General features: G+C 71.0%; 14 protein-coding genes and 1 tRNA gene. 8 read left to right on the forward strand and 7 right to left on the reverse strand.

Translation table 11 applies throughout. The annotated features are described in order from the left end of the window. Positions 1–6: 6 nt before the first annotated feature. The 3 genes from OG410_RS33555 to OG410_RS33565 all read left to right on the forward strand — a co-directional run bounded on the left by OG410_RS33555 (position 7) and on the right by OG410_RS33565 (position 3,367). Positions 7–1,056: a substrate-binding domain-containing protein gene (locus tag OG410_RS33555; RefSeq protein WP_329302534.1), complete on the forward strand. Its 1,050-nt coding sequence runs from the start codon at positions 7–9 to the stop codon at positions 1,054–1,056. A gap of 82 nt (positions 1,057–1,138) precedes the next feature. Next, positions 1,139–2,350: a Gfo/Idh/MocA family protein gene (locus OG410_RS33560; RefSeq protein WP_329302535.1), complete on the forward strand. Its 1,212-nt coding sequence runs from the start codon at positions 1,139–1,141 to the stop codon at positions 2,348–2,350. A 12-nt stretch (positions 2,351–2,362) separates the two neighbouring features. Further along, positions 2,363–3,367 carry a sugar phosphate isomerase/epimerase family protein gene (locus OG410_RS33565; protein ID WP_329302536.1) on the forward strand — a complete coding sequence of 335 codons (1,005 nt, stop codon included), beginning with the start codon at positions 2,363–2,365 and terminating at the stop codon, positions 3,365–3,367. Positions 3,368–3,488: 121 nt separating this feature from the next. Here the strand turns inward: OG410_RS33565 and OG410_RS33570 are convergent, their stop codons facing one another. The 4 genes from OG410_RS33570 to frc all read right to left on the reverse strand — a co-directional run bounded on the left by OG410_RS33570 (position 3,489) and on the right by frc (position 8,636). Further along, positions 3,489–3,746 carry a hypothetical protein gene (locus OG410_RS33570; protein ID WP_443063828.1) on the reverse strand — a complete coding sequence of 86 codons (258 nt, stop codon included), beginning with the start codon at positions 3,744–3,746 and terminating at the stop codon, positions 3,489–3,491. Next, positions 3,743–5,131, reverse strand: coding sequence for an OFA family MFS transporter (locus OG410_RS33575; protein WP_329302537.1), 1,389 nt, complete (start codon positions 5,129–5,131; stop codon positions 3,743–3,745). The genes OG410_RS33570 and OG410_RS33575 overlap by 4 nt, the downstream gene beginning before the upstream one ends. Positions 5,132–5,254: 123 nt before the next feature. Further along, on the reverse strand, positions 5,255–7,402 hold the full coding sequence (locus OG410_RS33580; RefSeq protein WP_329302538.1) for an acetate--CoA ligase family protein: 2,148 nt from the start codon (positions 7,400–7,402) through the stop codon (positions 5,255–5,257). A gap of 1 nt (position 7,403) precedes the next feature. Next, positions 7,404–8,636 carry a formyl-CoA transferase gene (gene frc / locus OG410_RS33585; protein ID WP_329302539.1) on the reverse strand — a complete coding sequence of 411 codons (1,233 nt, stop codon included), beginning with the start codon at positions 8,634–8,636 and terminating at the stop codon, positions 7,404–7,406. A gap of 164 nt (positions 8,637–8,800) precedes the next feature. Here frc and sucC point away from each other — a divergent pair, with 164 nt between their 5' ends. The 3 genes from sucC (at position 8,801) to OG410_RS33600 (ending at position 12,637) form a co-directional block, all read left to right on the forward strand. Further along, entirely contained in the window at positions 8,801–9,931 is a 1,131-nt protein-coding gene (sucC, locus tag OG410_RS33590) for an ADP-forming succinate--CoA ligase subunit beta (RefSeq protein ID WP_329302540.1), read from the forward strand. An 11-nt stretch (positions 9,932–9,942) separates the two neighbouring features. After that, complete coding sequence (sucD, locus tag OG410_RS33595) at positions 9,943–10,881, forward strand: succinate--CoA ligase subunit alpha (protein ID WP_329302541.1); 939 nt, start codon at positions 9,943–9,945, stop codon at positions 10,879–10,881. A 142-nt stretch (positions 10,882–11,023) separates the two neighbouring features. Beyond that, complete coding sequence (locus tag OG410_RS33600; protein WP_329302542.1) at positions 11,024–12,637, forward strand: aldehyde dehydrogenase family protein; 1,614 nt, start codon at positions 11,024–11,026, stop codon at positions 12,635–12,637. 160 nt (positions 12,638–12,797) lie between these two features. On the opposite strand, the gene OG410_RS33605 is transcribed toward OG410_RS33600, so the two are convergent. Further along, a complete protein-coding gene (locus tag OG410_RS33605; protein ID WP_329302543.1) occupies positions 12,798–14,132 on the reverse strand; it encodes a DUF2254 domain-containing protein in 1,335 nt (444 codons plus the stop codon). Positions 14,133–14,273: 141 nt separating this feature from the next. Here OG410_RS33605 and OG410_RS33610 point away from each other — a divergent pair. Further along, a tRNA-Leu gene (locus OG410_RS33610) sits at positions 14,274–14,358 on the forward strand. Between the two features lie 196 nt (positions 14,359–14,554). Here OG410_RS33610 and OG410_RS33615 read toward each other — a convergent pair. Together OG410_RS33615 and OG410_RS33620 are read right to left on the reverse strand one after the other, a co-directional pair. Beyond that, complete coding sequence (locus OG410_RS33615) at positions 14,555–15,775, reverse strand: L,D-transpeptidase (RefSeq protein WP_329302544.1); 1,221 nt, start codon at positions 15,773–15,775, stop codon at positions 14,555–14,557. A 329-nt stretch (positions 15,776–16,104) separates the two neighbouring features. Next, complete coding sequence (locus OG410_RS33620) at positions 16,105–16,719, reverse strand: 2'-5' RNA ligase family protein (protein ID WP_329302545.1); 615 nt, start codon at positions 16,717–16,719, stop codon at positions 16,105–16,107. A gap of 226 nt (positions 16,720–16,945) precedes the next feature. Here OG410_RS33620 and OG410_RS33625 point away from each other — a divergent pair, with 226 nt between their 5' ends. Then, positions 16,946–19,726 (forward strand): SpoIIE family protein phosphatase, encoded by a 2,781-nt coding sequence (locus OG410_RS33625; RefSeq protein ID WP_329302546.1) that lies wholly within the window; start codon positions 16,946–16,948, stop codon positions 19,724–19,726. Positions 19,727–19,736: the final 10 nt, after the last annotated feature.

Raw genomic sequence — 19,736 nt, forward strand, 5'->3', positions numbered from 1 at the left:
ACCGCCATGCCAGAACCCATGAGCCTGACCAGTCGCAGAGGACTGCTCCTCGGGACCGCCGCCGTCTCGGCCGGCGCCCTCCTCACCGGCTGCACCAGCAACGACACCAAGGACGCGAACCCCGCCGCGAACTCCGGGCCGGCCGCCGACGGCAAGCCCGGCAAGCACGTCACGATCGGCTTCGCCGGCCCCCAGGCCGACCACGGCTGGCTCAACGCCATCAACGACAACGCCAAGAGCCGGGCCGGGACGTACAAGGACGTCACCCTGGAGATCACCGAGGGCTCCAACGACACGGCCGCGCAGATCGGCCAGATCGAGACCCTGATCAACAAGAAGGTCGACGTCCTGGTCGTGCTGCCGGCCGACGGCAAGGCACTGACCCAGGTCGGTCTCAAGGCGATGCGCGCGGGCATCCCCGTCATCAACCTCGACCGCGTCTTCAACTCGCCCCAGGCGTACCGGTGCTGGATCGGCGGCGACAACTACGGCATGGGCCTCAGCGCCGGTCACTACATCGGCGAGAAACTCAAGGGCAGGAAGAACGCCAAGGTCATCGAGCTCGCGGGGCTCGACAACCTGGAACTCACCAAACAGCGCACCCAGGGCTTCGACGCCGCTCTGAAGAACTACCCGAACATCACGAAGGTCGCCCGCCAGGCGGCCGAGTTCACCGTCGAGACCGGCCAGGCCAAGATGTCCCAGCTGCTCCAGGCCCAGCCGAGGTTCGACGCGCTGTGGAACCACGACGACGACCAGGGCGTAGGAGCGCTGCGGGCCATCGAGCAGGCCGGCCGCGACGACTTCCTCATGGTCGGCGGGGCCGGAGCGCTCTCCGCCTTCCAGGCCATCGACGCCGACGACAGCGTCCTGAAAGCCACCGTCCTGTATCCGCCGACCATGGCCGCGTCCGCGATCGACCTCGCCCGCACCCTCGGCCAGGGCAAGGGAATCAGCGGGCTCGCCGAGTTCGAGATCCCCGCGTCGCTCACCCTCTACTCGGCCGTCGTCGACAAGGACAACGTCCAGCAGTACATGGCCACCGGCTTCAAGTGATGCGCGCCGCCGACACCGGGGCCCGGTCCGGCGGGACCGGGCCCCACCCCCACCGCGCCACGACGACGAGGAGGACCCCCGTATGGGACAGCCGGACCAGGGCGACGAGGCCGCGAAACCGCCCTTGGGCGTGGGCATGGTCGGTTACGCGTTCATGGGCGCCGCCCACTCACAGGGCTGGCGCACCGTGGGCCGTGTCTTCGACCTGCCGCGCCGCCCGGTCCTCGCCGCCGTGTGCGGCCGCGACGAACCGGCCCTGCGCGCGATGGCCGGCCGGCACGGCTGGGAAGCCGCCGAGACCGACTGGCGCGCGCTGATCGCCCGGGACGACGTCGATGTCGTCGACATCTGCACCCCCGGCGACAGCCACGCCGAGATCGCCGTCGCCGCGCTGGCCGCGGGCAAGCACGTGCTGTGCGAGAAGCCGCTCGCGAACACCGTCGAGGAGGCCGAGGCGATGGCGGAGGCCGCGTCCGAAGCCGCCGCACGCGGCCAGATCTCCATGGTGGGCTTCAACTACCGCCGCCTCCCCGCCGCGGCGCTCGCCCGCTCGATGGTGGCCGAGGGCCGCCTCGGAACCCTGCGGCACGTGCGGGTGACGTACCTTCAGGACTGGCTGACCGACCCGGAGTTCCCGCTCACCTGGAGACTCCGCAAGGAGAAGGCGGGCTCCGGCGCCCTCGGCGATCTCGGGGCCCACATCGTCGACCTCGCGCAGCACCTGGCGGGCGAGCCGCTCGACGGGGTCTCCGCGCTCACCGAGACGTTCGTCCGCCGACGGCCCCTGCCCGCGCGGGCGTCCGGCGGGCTGTCCGCCTCCGGGCCCGGACCGGGCTCCCCTTCGGGCGCCGTCACCGTCGACGACGCCGCCCTGTTCACCGCCCGCTTCGCCTCCGGAGCCCTCGCCTCCTTCGAGGCCTCCCGCTTCGCCGCCGGGCGCAAGAATTCCCTGCGCATCGAACTCAACGGCGAGCGCGGCTCGTTGGCCTTCGACCTGGAGCGGCTCAACGAACTCGCGTACCACGACCACACCGAGCCGGCCGCCCACGCGGGTTTCCGGCGCATCCTCGTCACCGAACCCGACCACCCCTATCTCGACGCCTGGTGGCCGCCGGGACACGGTCTCGGCTACGAGCACACCTTCGTGCACCAGGCCCGCGACCTCGTCCAGGCCATCGCCGAAGGGCGGCCTCCCGCCCCGTCCTTCGCCGACGGACTCCAGATCCAGCGCGTCCTCGCTGCGGTCGAGGAGAGCGCCGGGAAGAACTCCACGTACACCCCCGTAGCGGTCTGAGGAGGCCCGGAAATGCCGCGCGAATTCACTCTCTTCACCGGCCAGTGGGCCGACCTGCCGCTCGAAGAGGTCTGCCGACTCGCCCGCGACTTCGGCTACGACGGCCTCGAACTCGCCTGCTGGGGCGACCACTTCGAGGTCGACAAGGTGCTCGGGGACCCCGCCTACGTGGAGTCCCGGCGCGCGCTGCTCGACAAGTACGGGCTCAAGTGCCGGGCCGTCTCCAACCATCTGGTCGGCCAGGCCGTCTGCGACGCCATCATCGACGAACGCCACAAGGCGATCCTGCCAGCCCGCATCTGGGGCGACGGCGAGGCGGAGGGCGTGCGGAGGCGGGCCGCCACCGAGATGGCCGACACCGCCCGCGCGGCGGCCGCCCTCGGAGTCGACACCGTCGTCGGCTTCACCGGCTCGGCGATCTGGCACCTCGTCGCCATGTTCCCGCCCGTCCCCGAAGCGATGATCGAGCGCGGCTACGAGGACTTCGCCACCCGCTGGAACCCGGTCCTCGACGTCTTCGACGCCGAGGGCGTCAGGTTCGCGCACGAGGTCCATCCGAGCGAGATCGCCTACGACTACTGGACAACGCACAAGGCCCTGGAGGCAGTCGGCCACCGGCCCGCCTTCGGCCTCAACTTCGACCCCTCCCACTTCGTCTGGCAGGACCTCGACCCCGTCGGATTCCTCTACGACTTCCGCGACCGCATCTACCACGTCGACTGCAAGGAGGCCCGCAAACGCCTCGACGGACGCAACGGCCGGCTCGGCTCCCACCTGCCCTGGGGAGACCCGCGCCGCGGCTGGGACTTCGTCTCCGCGGGCCACGGCGATGTCCCCTGGGAGGACGTCTTCCGCATGCTGCGCTCCATCGGCTACGCCGGGCCCGTCTCGGTCGAGTGGGAGGACGCCGGAATGGACCGGCTCCAGGGCGCGCCCGAGGCCCTGACCCGCCTCAAGGCCTACGACTTCGAGCCGCCGTCCGCGTCGTTCGACGCGGCGTTCTCGGGCAACGGGTAGCCGGGGTCGGGGGACGGCGGACGGGGGCGGGGCCCGGGACGGGGGGCCGGGCCCCGTACACGGAAGCGGCCCTCCTCGCCGTGCCGCGAGGAGGGCCGCTTCCACCGGTGCCCGCGGGCGCTCAGCCGACGGGCTGTGGCCGGGGCGCCGAGCTGTCCGCGGTGCCGCGCCCCGGCTGCCGCAGCAGCAGGGCGACCGCGGCCGCCACCATGGAGATGCCGCCGGCCGTCGCGTACGCGCCGTCGTAGCCCCAGGCGGCGACCACCATCGAGCCGAGCCCGCCGCCGAACAGACCGCTGATCAGCTTTCCGCCGTACGCGCGCCCCCGGGCGCCGGGATCGTCCGGCGAGTCCCGCGCCGCGACGGGTTCCGCCGTCATGACGCCATCTCCTCTCCGAGCGGCTGCGGATTGGGGACGACACGGGACTTGGGCCGGTCCGGTGACTTGAGGAACAGGGCCAGCACGGCGGACGCCAGACCGATGGACCCAGCGAGCACGAAGGCGCCTTGGTAGTCCCACGCGCCGACGACGACCGCGCCCATGCCGGATCCCACGAGGCCCGAGATCAGCTTCGAGCTGTACACCATCCCGTAGTTGGAGGCGTTGTTGTTCTCGCCGAAGTAGTCCGCCGTCATGGCCGCGAACAGCGGGAAGATCGCGCCGCCGCCGAAGCCGGAGACCATGGAACAGAAGAGGAAGAACGGCATGCTGCCCATCTGGCCGGAGACCAGCACACCGAACTGGGCGGAACCCAGCACCAGACACACGATGATCAGCGTGTGGCGCCGTCCGACGCGGTCGGAGATCCAGCCGATGATCCCGCGCCCGGTGCCGTTGACGATGGCCTTCAGCGACATCGCCGTGGCCACGATCCCGCCCGCGAAGCCCATGTCCTTGCCGAACGGGACCTGGAAGGCGATGCCGAAGATGTTGATCCCGGCCGTGCACAGCAGACAGAACCACATCATCCACAGAACAGGGGTACGCGCGGCCTCCCTCGGGGTGTACTGCTTCACGGCCGGCGGGTTCTTCTCCAGCGCCCGCCGGATCTTCGGGTCGTCCGAGACCTTCAGCGGGTCCACGTCCGGCGGCCACCAGCCCTTCGGCGGGTCCTTGAAGAACCAGCCGGCCGCCGCGACCACCGCGCAGCAGAGCAGACCGACACCCACCAGGACACCCCGGTAGTTGCCCAGATCCATGTACGAGGTGAACAGGAAGACGAAGGGCACGGACCCGTAGGCGAAACCGCCGTTGACGAAGCCCGTCTTGCCGCCCTTGCGCTCCGGGTACCACTTGCCGACCATGTTCACGCAGGTCGCGTAGACGAGACCCGCTCCGATGCCGCTGCACATGCCGAAGCCGAGATAGGCGACCACCACATGCGGCGCGAAGGCCAGGGCCACGTAGCCGAGCAGGGTGCCCAGCGCGCCCAGCAGCATCGCCGTACGGGCGGGGAGCCTGCCGCTCTCGCGCAGTTGCCCGGCTGGGAAGGCCACGGCCGCCTGGAAGAAGATCCAGACGCCCATCAGCCAGAAGATGTGTCCGCTGCTCCACAGATGAGCCTCGTGCAGTGTGTCCTCCGCCGACGTGAACGCGTACTCGGCGGAGCTGATGCCCATCATGCCCGCCCAGGGCAGGAAGACCATCCAGGCGCGTTTTCGGCCCATGATGTCGATGTCGGTCTCACCGACGCGGTACACGCGTCCGTTCCGGTCCCTCACCTCTTGATGTGGCACCGATGTCGAATAGCCGGTGGTTGTCATGTCGATCGAGATCCCCTTGCGTCGAAAGATCTGGTCAGCGCCCCCTGCCACATGCCTTTCGTGCGCTCACGGGTCCCGGGGGCGGCCGACGCGCACCGTCGGCCGGCCCCCTGCGTCCTCATGTCATGAACGACCCCCCAACAGGCCCGCCGCGCGCGCCCAGCGGTACTTCGCGCCGAGGACGGCCACCGGCATCTCGGTCGTGTACGGGTAGGCCACGACCCCTCGCTCGTACAGGTACCGGCACGCCTCCTCGACCTCGACGTCACCCGCGAGCGACGCCACCACGGGCTTCTCGATGCCGCGTTCGCGGAACTCGGCCACCACGCGCGCGGTGAGCTCGGCGAAGACCATGGGAGGGGTCACGACGGTGTGCCAGTAGCCGAGGACGAGCGCGTGGACGCGCGGGTCCTCCAGTCCGAGCCGGATCGTCGCCTCGTACGTCGACGGCGGTTCGCCGCCCGTGATGTCCACCGGGTTGCCCGCGGCCCCGAAGGGCGGGATGAACTCCCGGAAGGAGGCGTCCAGGTCCGGCGGGATCTCCATCAGGGACAGCCCGTTGTCGGTGACCGCGTCCGACAGCAGGACGCCGCTGCCGCCCGCGCCGGTGATGATCACGACGTTGTCGCCCCGGGGAGCGGGCAGCACCGGCAGGGCCCGCGCGTACTCCAGCATGTCGATCAGCCCGGGAGCCCGGATGACACCGGCCTGCCTGAGGATGTCGTCGTACACGGCGTCGTCGCCCGCGAGGGCCCCGGTGTGCGAGCCCGCGGCCCGCGCGCCGGCGGCGGTCCGCCCGGCCTTGAGGACGACGACGGGCTTCTTCGGGACGGTGGCGCGGGCCGCCTCCACGAAGGCGCGCCCGTCCTTGAGGTCCTCCAGATGCATCGCCACGCACCGGGTGTTCGGGTCCTCGCCGAACCAGGTGAGCAGGTCGTCCTCGTCCAGGTCCGCCTTGTTGCCGAGCCCCACGATCGCCGAGACCCCTGTCTTCGTGGTCCGGGCGAACCCCAGCACGGCCATGCCGATCCCACCGGACTGCGAGGAGAGCGCGACCCCGCCCTTCACGTCGTACGGCGTGCAGAACGTGGCGCACACGTCCTGCCAGGTCGAGTAGTAGCCGTAGATGTTCGGGCCGAGCAGCCGGATGCCGTACCGCTCGCCGATGGCCGTGATCTCGTCCTGGAGCGCCTGTTCGCCGGTCTCCGCGAAGCCGGAGGGGATCAGGACCGCGTTGGGGATGTTCTTGCGTCCGGCCTCCTCCAGGACCCGGGCCACCGCCCGCGCCGGGACGGCGAAGACCGCGACGTCCACCTCGCCGGGAATGTCCGCGACACTCGCGTAGGCCTTGCGTCCCTGGATGTCGTCGGCCCGGGGGTTCACCGGATGGATCTCGCCCGCGAAGCCCCCGTCGACGAGGTTCTTCAGCACCGCGTGGCCGATCTTGCCCGGGACGTCCGAGGCGCCGATCACGGCGATCGACCGCGGCCGCATCAGCCGGTCCATGGAGGCGAGGATCTCGTCCCGGGTGTACCGGCGCCGGCCGGCCGGAGGGCCCGCGCCGAGAATCACGCGGATGTCCGCCGCGATCGCCCCCCGCGGGCCGGCGATCACCGGGTTGAGGTCCACCTCGGCGATCTCGGGGAAGTCCGTGACGAGTTCGGAGACGCGGCGGATCTGCTCGGCGAGGGCCGTCCGGTCCACCGCGGGCCCGCCGCGCACCCCGTGCAGGACCTGCGCGCAGCGGATCGATTCGAGCATCGACAGCGCCTCGTCGGCGTCCACCGGCGCCAGCCGGAAGGTGACGTCCCCCAGCACCTCGACCAGCACCCCGCCGAGACCGAAGGCGACGACCTTCCCGAACGTCGGGTCGGTCACCGCGCCGACGATGACCTCCTGTCCGGGCGGGATCAGCTCCTGCACCTGGACGCCGTCGATCCGGGCGCGGGCGTCGTACGCGCGGGCGTTCTCGACGATCGCCCGGAAGGCAGCCCGTACCTCGGCTTCTCCCTCGACACCGACCAGCACCCCGCCCGCGTCGGTCTTGTGCAGGATGTCGGGGGAGACGATCTTCATCACCACGGGGCCGCCGAGGCGTTCCGCGTGCGTGACCGCCTCGTCCTCGTCGCGGGCCAGTTCCTCGCCGGGCACGGTGATCCCGTAGGCGTCGGCGATCTGCTTGCCCTCCGGTGCCGTCAGCGCGGTACGTCCCTGGCGCCGCACGCCGTCGAGGAGCGCCCGCACCCGGGCCACCCGGTCCTGATCCGCCATCTCAGATCACCCCGCCCGACTTGAGAAGCCGCAATTCCTCGTCGCCGAGGCCGAGTTCGCCGATGTAGATCTCCTCGTTGTGCTCACCGAGCAGCGGAGAGGCGGTGATGTCGACGGGGGAGTCGGAGAGCTTGAGCGGGCTGCCGACGGTGACGTAGGAGCCGCGCTCGGGGTGCTCGACCTCGACGACCATGTCGTTGGCGGCGAGCGAGGAGTCCTCGATGATCTCCTTGGTCGACAGGATCGGCCCGCAGGGGATGCTCTCGGCGTTGAGTTTCTCCAGCACCTGCCATTTGGGCAATGTCGTGGTCCATTCCTCGATGAGCTGGAACATCTTGGCGAGCTTCGGCAGCCGGGCCCCCGGGGTGGCCCAGCCGGGGTCCTCGGCCAGCTCGGGCCGGCCGATCAGCCGGGTGATGGGTTTCCAGCCGGCGGGCTGGACGATGACGTAGACGTAGTCGTTGGGGCCGCCGGGCGCGCACTTGACGGCCCAGCCGGGCTGGCCGCCCCCGGAGGCGTTGCCCGAGCGGGGGACCTCGTCGCCGAAGTCCTCGTTGGGGTACTCGGCGAGCGGCCCGTGGGCCAGGCGCTGCTGGTCGCGCAGCTTGACCCGGCAGAGGTTGAGGACGGCGTGCTGCATGGCCACGTTGACGCGCTGCCCGCGTCCGGTGCGGGTGCGCTGGAGGAGGGCAGCGAGGACGGCGGCGACGGCGTGGACGCCGGTGCCCGAATCGCCGATCTGGGCGCCGGTGGCCATCGGCGGGCCGTCCTCGAATCCGGTGGTGGCCATGGAACCGCCCATGGCCTGCGCGACCACCTCGTACGCCTTGAAGTCGGTGTACGGGCCGTCCCCGAAGCCCTTGATGGAGGCGTAGACGATCCGCGGGTTGATCTCGCGGATGCGGTCCCAGGTGAAGCCCATGCGGTCGATCGCGCCGGGGCCGAAGTTCTCCACCATGACATCGGAGCGGCGGATCAGCTCGGTCAGAAGCTGTTTGCCGCGCTCGGTCTTGGTGTTGAGGGTGATGCTGCGCTTGTTGCTGTTGAGCATGGTGAAGTAGAGGGAGTCGGCGTCCGGGATGTCCCGCAGCTGGGCGCGGGTGATGTCACCGGTCGGCGCCTCGAGTTTGACCACGTCGGCGCCGAGCCATGCCATCAACTGGGTCGCCGAGGGACCGGACTGAACGTGCGTCATGTCCAGGACCCGGATGCCTTCGAGAGCCTTGGTCGTCACAGGTCACCTCACTTGTCCGTTGCCTTGAGCCGCCCCGGTGCGGCGGCGGTGGGCCAGGTTCGGCACATTGCATACAGTCGACGAATACTGTATGAAGATTGTTATCCCGCATCCGATGGGTGATGTCCAGGGGTCGTGCACCACTTTCAGGACGGAGCCGAAACGTGGACCTGTACGAGCATCAGGCGCGGCAACTCTTCGAAGAACACGGCATCTTGGTGCCGCGCGCCGAGGTCACCGACTCGCCCGGCCGGGCCCGCGACATCGCCCGACGGCTCGGCGGCCGGGTCGTGGTCAAGGCCCAGGTGAGGACGGGCGGGCGCGGCAAGGCGGGGGGAGTGCGGCTCGCCGAGGACCCGGAAGCCGCCGAACGCACGGCGCGCGAGATCCTCGGCATGAACATCAAGGGCCACCAGGTCCGCACGGTGATGCTGGCCCAACCCGTCGACATCGAGAGCGAGTTCTACGTCTCGTACGTCCTCGACCGCGCCGCCGGACGCTTCCTCGCGATCGCCTCCGCCGAGGGCGGCACCGAGATCGAGGAGGTGGCCGCGCTCCGGCCGGAGGCGGTGGCGCGTGTCCCCGTGGACCCCGCGGAGGGCGTCACCCCTCAGAAGGCCGCCGAGATCGTCCGGGCGGCCGGACTGCCACCGCGCTCCGCCGACGTCCTCGTCCGGCTCTGGCAGGTGCTCATCCGTGAGGACGCCCTCCTCGTCGAGGTGAACCCCCTCGTCCGCACCGCCCAGGGCCGGCTCATGGCCCTGGACGGCAAGGTCACGCTCGACGGCAACGCCCGCTACCGCCAGGCGCGTTGGGACGGACAGGAGACCTCGCACGACGACCCGCTGGAGGCCGCGGCCGCCGCCAAGGGACTCAACTACGTGAAGCTGGAAGGAGAGGTCGGTGTCATCGGCAACGGCGCGGGCCTCGTGATGTCGACGCTCGACGTCGTCGCCGGCAGTGGCGCCCGCCCCGCCAACTTCCTCGACATCGGCGGCGGGGCCTCCGCGCGGATCATGTCCGACGGACTGTCCGTCGTCCTGTCCGACCCCGCCGTCAGGTCCGTCCTCGTCAACGTCTTCGGCGGCATCACCGCGTGCGACGCCGTCGCCGACGGCATTGTCCGGGCGCTGGACGCCGTACGGCCGACCAAACCGCTCGTGGTCCGGCTCGACGGCAACAACGCGGCCCGGGGCCGCGCCGTTCTCGCGGAGCGGGCGCACCCCCTGGTGCACCAGGCCGCCACCATGGACGACGCCGCCCGCCTCGCCGCCCGACTGGCCCACATCAGCTGAAGGAGCGGGACATGGCCGTCTTTCTCACCGAGGAGTCCAGGATCCTCGTCCAGGGCATGACCGGCGCCGAGGGCATACGGCACACCCGGCGCATGCTCGCCGCCGGCACGAACGTCGTCGGCGGCGTCAATCCGCGCAAGGCCGGCCTCGCCGTGGCGTTCGACATCCCTGGCACCGAGGGCCGGGGCAGTACCCCGCGGACCGTCCCCGTCTTCGGGTCGGTGCGTGAGGGGATCGAGGCGACGGGAGCCGATGTGAGCGTGGTGTTCGTGCCGCCGGCCTTCGCCCGTGCGGCCGTGCTGGAGGCCGCCGACGCCGGGATCGGGCTCGCCGTCGTCATCACCGAGGGCATCCCCGTCCACGACTCCGTCGCCTTCTGCGCGCACGCCGCCGACCGGGGCACCCGTGTCATCGGCCCGAACTGCCCCGGCCTCATCTCCCCCGGACGGTCGAACGCGGGCATCGTCCCCGCCGACATCACCGGGCCCGGGAGCATCGGCCTGGTCTCCAAGTCCGGCACCCTCACCTACCAACTCATGCACGAACTGAGGGACATCGGCTTCTCGACCTGCGTGGGCATCGGCGGGGACCCCGTCGTCGGCACCTCGCACATCGACTGCCTCGCGGCCTTCGAGAAGGACCCCGACACCGAGCTGATCGTGCTCATCGGGGAGATCGGCGGCGACGCCGAGGAGCGGGCGGCAGCGTACGTACGCGATCACGTCACCAAGCCCGTCGTCGGCTACATCGCCGGATTCACCGCCCCCGAGGGCCGGACCATGGGACACGCCGGGGCCATCGTCTCCGGCTCCTCGGGTACCGCCCAGGCCAAGAAGAAGGCCCTGGAGGCGGCCGGCGTGCAGGTCGGCGACACCCCGACCGACACGGCACGGCTGGTCCTGGCGCGGCTGGCGGAGCGAGCGACCCCGAGTGACGTCACTCATAGTTGACGTGAGGTGACTGCCGGAAACCGTCGGACCTCAATACCTTCCCTGACGTACGCGACGACTGTTCGCGCCGGCCCGCGCGGCCTTCCGTTCCGGCCGGACCCGGGCCCCCGCCCCCGACTGTGCACCGAGAGCGGAGACACCCATGACAACCCACGACCCCACACCTCCCACCCCCACGCCGCCCACCTCCACGCCGAGCCATCGCAGCCCCCTCGCTCCCGCCCGCCTCGTCCTCAAGTCCGGCACGTCCTGGACCGACGCCTGGCGGCGGTCCCTCGCCATGGCCCCCGAGGCGTTCCGCGACGACCGGGTGCTCAACCTCTGGAACTCCGGCTGGCAGGCGGACGGCCGTGCGCTGCCCGCCACCAGCCCCGTCGACGGCGGCCCCATCGCGGGACCGCCACGGCTCGACGGCGCCACCGCCCACGCGGCCGTCCGCGCCTCGCTCGACCAGCACCGCGCCTGGCGCCATGTGCCCCTCGCCGAACGCCGGGCCCGCGTGGCGGCGACCCTCGACGCCCTCACCGAACACCGTGAACTGCTCGCCCTCCTGCTGGTCTGGGAGATCGGCAAGCCCTGGCGGCTGGCCCAGGCCGACGTGGACCGCGCGATCGACGGCGTGCGCTGGTACGTCGACGGCATCGAGCCCATGGTGGAGGGCCGGGCCCCGCTCGACGGGCCCGTCTCCAACATCGCGAGCTGGAACTACCCGATGAGCGTTCTCGTCCACGCGATGCTGGTGCAGGCACTGGCGGGCAACGCGGTCATCGCCAAGGCCCCGACCGACGGCGGTGTCGCGTGCCTGACGCTGGCCTGCGCGCTCGCCGTGCGCGAAGGCATCCCCCTCACCCTGGTCAGCGGCAGCGGGCGTGAGCTGTCGGAGGCGCTCGTGCGCGCGCCCGAGATCGGCTGCGTCTCCTTCGTCGGCGGCCGGGACACCGGCGCGGCGGTGGCCACCGCCGTCGCCGACCTCGGCAAGCGCCATGTCCTCGAACAGGAGGGGCTCAACACCTGGGGCGTCTGGAACTTCAGCGACTGGGACGCGCTGACGGCGGTCGTCCCCAAGCTCTTCGACTACGGCAAGCAGCGCTGCACCGCCTACCCGCGCTTCGTCGTCCAGCGCGCGCTGTTCGACGACTTCCTCGCGGCGTACCTCCCGGCCGTCCACACCCTGCGCACCGGCCACCCGCTCGCCGTCGAGCACCCCGACGACCCCCACCCCTCGCTGGACTTCGGCCCGCTCATCAACGCGGCCAAGGCCAAGGAACTGAACGACCAGGTCACCGAGGCCATCGACCGGGGTGCCGTCCCGCTCCACCGCGGCAAGCCGTCCGACGCCCGCTTCCTGCCCGGCCAGGACACGGCGGCGTACGTCCAGCCCGTCACGCTCCTCAACCCGCCGCCCTCCTCACCGCTGCATCACGCGGAACCCTTCGGACCGGTCGACACCATCGTCCTGGTCGACACCGAGGCCGAACTGCTCGCGGCGATGAACGCGTCGAACGGCGCGCTGGTCGCCACGCTGTCCACGGACGACGAGGCGACGTACACCCGGCTGGCCCCCCAGGTCCGCGCGTTCAAGGTCGGTCACGGCAGGCCCCGCTCCCGTGGCGACCGCGACGAACTCTTCGGCGGCTTCGGCGCCTCGTGGCGCGGCGCGTTCGTGGGCGGGGAACTCCTGGTGCGAGCGGTGACCCGGGGCCCGGCGGGGGAGCGGCTGCCGGGGAACTTCCCGGAGTACCACTTGATGCCGTGAGCTCGGCCGGGTGGCCGGGTGACCGGGGAGTCAGGTGACCGGGTGACCGGGTGACGCGGTGACCTGGCGTGAGTCCCGTAAGCCGGGCGTGGTCCTGGGGTGAGCGGGGCGGCGTCCGCACCGGGGTGCCGCCCCCGCGCGGTTCGGTGCGCCGGGGCGGCTACCCGATGCCCTGCCGGTCCGGGCGCAGCGCGAAGGCGCGGTCCGAGGGCTCGGCGACCGAGCGCTCCACGGCCTCGACGAGCAGGGCGCGGTGCCGGAGCAGGGGCTCACGGCGGTCCGCGGGAGCGATCGCGGCGAGATCGTCGAGTCCGGCGACGATGCGCCGGGTGACCTGGGGAGAGCCCACCGCACAGCCGCGGATCTCCGTGAACCCCAGATCGACCAGCTCCGTCCAGCCCGGCACGGACTGCACCAGCCGTACGTTCCCGTGCCGGTCCCGGTGGAGCGCCGCGTCGAGGGGCCGGCCGGCGACCGCGGCCAGGAACTGGACGATGCGGTCGATCGCCTGGACGGCCGTGGTCGGGTCGTTCACCGCGGCCGACAGTGCCCGCAGCCCGATGTCGGCCAGCTGACGCATCCCGAACGCGAAGTCCTGATGGAAGGTGCGCTCCACCCCGACCGACACGGTGTGGCTCAGGGGCCGCCGGCCCGCGGGGGCGGGACCTCCGTGCACGGCGAACAGCGGGGTGCCCGGTACGACGAAGTCCCCGATCCGGGGGATCAGCCTCAGGACGACACCTTCCCGCCGGGCCGCCCGCACCAGCCGGGCGATGTTCACGTCCCGAATGACGCCGGCCCGCCCGTGGTGGGCTACCTGGGCGGTCTCGGGCCCGAGCGCGTCCTCTTCGCCGGTCGAGCGGGCGACGGGCATGTGCGCGACGACCTTGAACGCCTCGTGGGTGATGCGGTCGATGACATGGCTGATGCGCATGAGCCGCAGGGTCTGGTTCACGTACAGCACGAAGAGAAGCAGGCTCAGCCCCAGCATCGCCAGCGTCAGAACCGACTGGATCAGCGGGATCGAGGTCACGTACCGCGCGTCGGCCTGCCCCTCGTACGAGGTCAGCACGAGGAGCGACAGCAGGAACGTGGCCAGGAACACGGCGAAGGTGGCCTTGGTGATCCGGCTCCGTACGAAGATCCGCACCACGCGCGGACTGAACTGCCCGCTCGCCATCTGCACGGCGACCAGCGAGATGCTGAAGACCACACCGATGAACGTCATCATCGCCGAGCTGACCACGGTCACCACGGCCTTCGCGTCGTCGGCCAGACGCAGCAGGTCGTCGAGGGTGTCGTAGTCGCGCGCGTCGTGCAGCGAGCCGACGATCGCGGTGTCGGCCGCGGTCGCCGCCGCCCACACCACGAAGACCAGCAGCATGGCCGCGGTGGGCGCGAACCAGAACGTGTCCCGCAGGTGTTCCCGCAACGGCGACAGCGTTCTCGGCCGCCGCCCTTCCCGCAGACCCCCGGTAGTCATCCAGTCACCCATGGTGCGACTGTAGGCGCACCCTCACCTGGCTCCGTGGACCCGCTCCGGGGCCCGGATATGCAGGTGAAAGGCGCTCCGAAAGCTTGGTATTGTTATCCATGTCGCCGCGGGGAACACCCCCGCCCAGGCGGCAGACACCTTGTCCGGGTGGCGGAATGGCAGACGCGCTAGCTTGAGGTGCTAGTGCCCTTTATCGGGCGTGGGGGTTCAAGTCCCCCCTCGGACACTCTTTGTGGCGATACACGAATGAGGACCTCGACCTGACGGTCGTGGTCCTCGTTGCGTTTTCCCGGCTCGAGGACTCCCCGGGGTACCCGGGGTGAGGGCCGTCCGGGTGTCCTCGGCACCGCGGGCGGCGGCCGTGATGTGCCGGCCGCCGCCTGGCGGAAGGATTCAGGTTCGCGTGCGTGAGTGACGCGGCGTCAGTTCGACGCGCTGCCCGAGACCCACTCGCTCCACGGCATGTTCCAGTCGCTGAGGCCGTTGTCCGGGGACACTGTGGCCTTGTCCGCGGAGTTCTTGACGATCACGACGTCACCGGTCAACGAGTTGTCGAAGAACCACGCGGCGGGCTGCTTGCCGTCGCCGGCGTTCCTGACGTCCTTCAGGCCGACGCAGCCGTGGCTGGTGTTGACCTTGCCGAAGACCGAGTCGCCGCCCCAGTAGTTGCCGTGGATGAACGTGCCCGAGGCGGTCAGGCGCATGGCGTGCGGTACGGCCTTGATGTCGTACGAGGGCTTGCCGTTCTTCTCCGTGAGGCCGACGGTCGCACCGTTCATGTGGATCTGCCGGTACTTCTCGGAGATGACCATCCGGCCGTTGTACGTCGGGTGCTCGGCGCTGCCGGACGAGATCGGGATGGTCTTGATCGTCTTGCCGTCCCGTACGACGGACATCTGCTTCGTCTTGGCGTCGACGGTGCTGATCTGGCTCCGGCCGATCTTGAACGTGACCGTCTCCTGGACGCCGTCGAGGCTCATCTTGACGGTGACGGTGGAGCCGGGCTTCCAGTAGTGCTCGGGGCGGAAGTCCAGTCGGCTGCTGTTGAGCCAGTGACCGACGACCTGCTCGCCGCTGCTGGAGCCGACCTGGATCTTCGACTCCACGGCGGCCTTGTCGCCGATCGCCTTGTCGAAGGTGAAGCTCACCGGCATGCCCACACCGACGGTCGAGCCGTTCTCGGGGGAGAGGTGTCCGAGGAAGTCGTTGGCCGGGGAGACCGTGGAGATCGCGGCGTTCTCGGTGGCGGAGCGGCCCTTCGCGTCCTCGGCCTCCGCGGCGACCTGATAGCGGGTGGCCTGCTTCAGCGGGCCGTCCGGCTTCCAGGACGTGCCGTCCGCGGACAGAGTGCCCGGAACCTCGGTGCCGGTCGCGACGGCGGTCATGGTCACCTTGGTGAGGGTGCCGTCGCTGACGGTGACGTTCACGGGGTCGTTGATCCCGACGCCGTGGGCTTGCCCGGGCGTGATCTTTATTCGGGCGTCGGAGGCGTCCTGGGTGTCCGCCTGATTCGCCTGTGCCTGCGTTTCCGGCTGAGCGCCGGAGTCGTTGGTGGCGGCGTAGCTGGTACCGCCCAGCGCCGTGAGTGCGAGTGCGCCGGCCGTAGCCATCAGCCCGATGCGTCGCTTGCGTGCGGTGATCAAACCGTTCTCCCATGCCGCTGGTCGTTGAATCCGGGGCTGACTGTCAGGTGGGCCATCCGCCCCAAAGAAGCATTTTTGCTCATTAGTCCGTTTTGATGGGTGGATTGTGGCGGGTTTCACGCGTTGCGCGTGCGTCGCTGAGGTTCCGCTCGACGGCGTGACGGCCGGACGGCGCGTGATCGATCCGCTCTCGCCGATCGGCGCGGGCTCTACGGCGGCAGGGAGGCGAGGGGTCCGGTGTGACCGGCGCCCGGCCCCGGTCCGGCGTGACCGGCGCCCGGCCCGCCGTCAGGCCGCCGGTCTCGTCCTCGGGCCGCCCGGCCGTGGCCTCACCTGTCGGAGATCTCGGAGAGCCATGCCGTGTCCTCCGGGCCAGGCGCTTCGAGGTCGGGTGCGGGCAGCCGGCGGACCTCGCCCGTGCGCAGGGCGATCGTGGCCCGTGGCTGCATCGGCCCGTGCCCCCTGCGCGAGAGCAGGACGAGTTCCCAGACTGTCGCCGCCATGGCGTCGAGCCGGGTGGCGCAGTCGGCGCCGACTCGCCGCGGATCCCGGGTCCGGCCCAGGGACAGATGCGGAGTGAAGTTCTTGGCGGGCCCGTGGCAGAGCGGGAATCGCTGCCGCAGTGCGTGGTACAGGTCCGCCCACGGTGCCTTGCCCGCCGCTGCCGGATCGAGCCACACGGTGGAGTACGCCCTGTGCCGGAAGGTCCGTACCCCGTCCAGCCGGGCGGTGAAGACCGGCGCCTCGGCCGTCGCCGCGGCGAGCAGCGAGACGGCCCGGTCGAAGTCGGACTCGGGCACGAAGGGGAAAAGCACATTGACGTGCGGCGGCCAGCGGTGGATCTGCGGATCGTATTCCCGGCGGATGTCCTGGATCGGCCGCCACAGCTCCGCCGGCGGGATCCAGGCCACCGCCGAGTGACGCATTTCGTCGCTGGTTCGCATCACGCGTCCACTCCCGCCGTCACACTTCCTCCTCCAGGGTGCCGCGCATCCGGTCCGCCCGTCCTCGGCGCCACCGGCCGACCTCCCCGGGGGTGAGCCGGCCCGGCTCACCCCCGGACCTCCGCCGTCGAACGGCGGGCCGGACCCGGTCGGCCGCTTCGCCCGGGAACCCGGGATCGGCCTGTCCTGAGCCGCGCCCTCCGGGCAGGTCACTGATACTGAGAAAATGGGCAAACTTGGGCGAAACGTCCCAGCGAGCCGACGGGGCGACCGTGTTCCGCCGAAGGCCGGGGCGCCGGAAGCCGGCTCGGAAGCCCGTCGCCATTCGGGCGGCCGACGTCTGCTGCCGTTTCGGAAGCCGCGCAGCGTCGCCGGTCAGGTCTTCCTGCTGCAACTGGTGGTCGTCCTGCTGCTCATCGCCACGGCCGTGGTGGTGCTCGTCATCCAGGACCGCAACCGCGCGATCCAGGAAGCCGGCGACCGGTCACTGGTGGCGGCCGAGTCGTTCGCGAACGCCCCGGGCACCGCGGACGCGATGAAGAGCGACGACCCGACGGCGGAACTCCAGCCTCATGCCGAGGTGGTGCGCAAGAAGACCGGCGTCGACTACGTCGTGTGCCTGAGCCCCTACGGCTTCCGGTGGACCCACCCGGACCCGGACCAGATCGGGAAGCACGTCTCCACCTCCTACGGCCAGGCGCTCGGAGGCGAGCCCCACCAGACCACGTTCGACAGCAGTCTGGGCAAGGCGGTCGACTCGACGGTGGCTGTCTTCGACGAGAAGGGGAACGCGGTCGGCCTCGTCACCGTGGGGGTCACGGTGGACAAGGTGACCAGTGTGGTGCAGCGCCAACTGCCGGTGATCTTCGTCTCCGGGGGTGTCGCGCTGCTGCTGGCCGCGGGTGGGTCGGCACTGGTCAGCGGGCGTCTGCGGCGCCAGACCCGGGGCCTGGGACCGGTGGAGATGACCCGCATGTACGAGCACCACGACGCGGTGCTGCACGCGGTCCGTGAAGGCGTGATCATTCTGGACGGTGACGGAAGGCTGCTGCTGGTCAACGACGAGGCGCGCCGGCTGCTCGCCCTGCCGCCGGAGGCCGAGGGCAAGCCGGTCACCGGACTCGGGCTGAGCCCGGCCCTGGCCGCACTGCTGGGATCGGGCCGGGCGGCCACGGACAAGGTCTTCCTGGCCGGGGACACCCTGCTCGCGGTCAACGTGCGGCTGGTGGGCGCGAAGGGGGGCAGTGTGGCCACCCTGCGGGACACCACGGAGCTGCGCGCCCTCGCGGGCCGGGCGGACGTGGCGGGCGGACGCCTGCAACTGCTCTACGAGGCCAGCACGCGGATCGGTACCACCCTCGACATCAAGCGCACCACCGAGGAGCTGACCGAGGTGGCGGTCCCGCGCTTCGCCGACTTCGCCACCGTCGAGCTGTTGGAGCCCGTTCTGCAAGGTGGTGAGCCGACGGGTGCGGACATGGGAATACGCCGCATCGCGTTCGCGGGCATCCGGGAGGACGCGCCCCTTCACTCTGTCGGGACGTTGATGCGCTATGTGCCCGGCAACCCCGTGGCCATCGGCATGACCACCGGCCGGCCGGTCCTGGTGGAGCACCTCGCCCTGGCCGACGGATGGCGGGCCCAGGACCCGGAGCGGGCCCAGAAGGTCATCGAATTCGGTATCCACTCCATGATCTCGGTACCGCTCCGGGCCCGGGGCCAGTTGCTCGGGGTCGTGGAGTTCTGGCGTTCGGAGCAGGAGCCCTTCGAGGCGGACGACCTGTCCCCCGCCGAGGAACTCGCCGCCCGGGCGGCCGTGTGCATCGACAACGCGCGCCGCTACACCCGCGAGCACACCACGGCCGTCACCCTCCAGCGCAGCCTGCTGCCCGGCATACTCCCCGAGCTGTCCGCCCTGGAGGTCGGGCACCGTTACCTGCCCGCCCAGGCGGGGGTGGGCGGCGACTGGTACGACGTCATCCCGCTGCCGGGCGCCCGGGTGGCCCTGGTGGTCGGCGACGTCGTCGGACATGGTCTGCACGCCGCGGCGACGATGGGCCGCCTGAGGACCGCGGTGCACAACTTCGCCGCCCTGGACCTGCCGCCGGACGAGCTTCTCGCGCACCTGGACGACCTGATCACCCGGATCGACCAGGACGCGGCGGCAGAGGGCAACACCGAGGCCGTCACCGGTGCCACCTGCCTGTACGCGGTCTACGATCCGGTGACCGGGCGGTGTGTTCTCGCCCGCGCCGGTCACCCCGGTCCGGCGCTGGTCTCGCCCGACGGCTCCGTGACCTTCCCCGACATCCCCGTCGCCCCGCCACTCGGCGTGGGAGGCGGCCTGCCGGTCGAGACGGCCGTACTCCGGCTGGCCGCCGACAGCCAGCTCGTCCTTTACACCGACGGCCTGGTCGAGGCCCGCGGCCGCGACATCGACGTCGGGCTCGGCATGCTGAGGGAGGCGCTCGCGCAGACGGACGGCGACAGCCCGGACGAAACCTGCCGGGCGGTGCTCGACGCGATGCTGCGTACCAGGGCGAGCGACGATGTCGCCCTGCTCGTCGCGCGCACACGGCTGCTCGACCCGGAGCAGATCGCGGAGTGGGAGGTGCCCGACGACCCCGCGGCCGTCCCCCGGATCCGCGCCGAGGCCACCCGCAGGCTGGAATCCTGGGGGCTCGGCGAGGCCGTCTTCACGACCGAGCTGATCCTCAGCGAACTGGTGACGAACGCCATCCGGTACGGAGGGAGCCCCATCAGTCTGCGGCTGCTGCGCGACCGCGACAGCCTGATCTGTGAGGTCGCCGACGGCACCAGTACCTCCCCGCACCTGCGCCGCGCGGCCTTCACCGACGAGGGGGGCCGTGGTCTGTTCCTCGTCGCGCAGATGTCCCGCCGCTGGGGGACCCGGTACACCGACCGAGGCAAGATCATCTGGGCAGAGCAGGCGCTCGACGCCGGAGGTGTAGGGGACCTGAGCGGTCTCCTGATGGCGGACCTGTGAGGCGGGACGG

This window comes from Streptomyces sp. NBC_00659 (assembly GCF_036226925.1).
Lineage (GTDB): Bacteria > Actinomycetota > Actinomycetes > Streptomycetales > Streptomycetaceae > Streptomyces.

Bases quoted from the DNA above. Each gene is read 5' to 3' on its own strand.
- OG410_RS33570 (WP_443063828.1), bottom strand. From the start codon at position 3,746: ATGACGGCGGAACCCGTCGCGGCGCGGGACTCGCCGGACGATCCCGGC.
- OG410_RS33565 (WP_329302536.1), top strand. From the start codon at position 2,363: ATGCCGCGCGAATTCACTCTCTTCACCGGCCAGTGGGCCGACCTGCCG.
- OG410_RS33555 (WP_329302534.1), top strand. From the start codon at position 7: ATGCCAGAACCCATGAGCCTGACCAGTCGCAGAGGACTGCTCCTCGGG.
- sucD (WP_329302541.1), top strand. From the start codon at position 9,943: ATGGCCGTCTTTCTCACCGAGGAGTCCAGGATCCTCGTCCAGGGCATG.
- OG410_RS33600 (WP_329302542.1), top strand. From the start codon at position 11,024: ATGACAACCCACGACCCCACACCTCCCACCCCCACGCCGCCCACCTCC.
- OG410_RS33580 (WP_329302538.1), bottom strand. From the start codon at position 7,402: ATGGCGGATCAGGACCGGGTGGCCCGGGTGCGGGCGCTCCTCGACGGC.
- OG410_RS33625 (WP_329302546.1), top strand. From the start codon at position 16,946: ATGGGCAAACTTGGGCGAAACGTCCCAGCGAGCCGACGGGGCGACCGT.
- OG410_RS33560 (WP_329302535.1), top strand. From the start codon at position 1,139: ATGGGACAGCCGGACCAGGGCGACGAGGCCGCGAAACCGCCCTTGGGC.
- OG410_RS33620 (WP_329302545.1), bottom strand. From the start codon at position 16,719: ATGCGAACCAGCGACGAAATGCGTCACTCGGCGGTGGCCTGGATCCCG.
- OG410_RS33575 (WP_329302537.1), bottom strand. From the start codon at position 5,131: ATGACAACCACCGGCTATTCGACATCGGTGCCACATCAAGAGGTGAGG.
- OG410_RS33605 (WP_329302543.1), bottom strand. From the start codon at position 14,132: ATGGGTGACTGGATGACTACCGGGGGTCTGCGGGAAGGGCGGCGGCCG.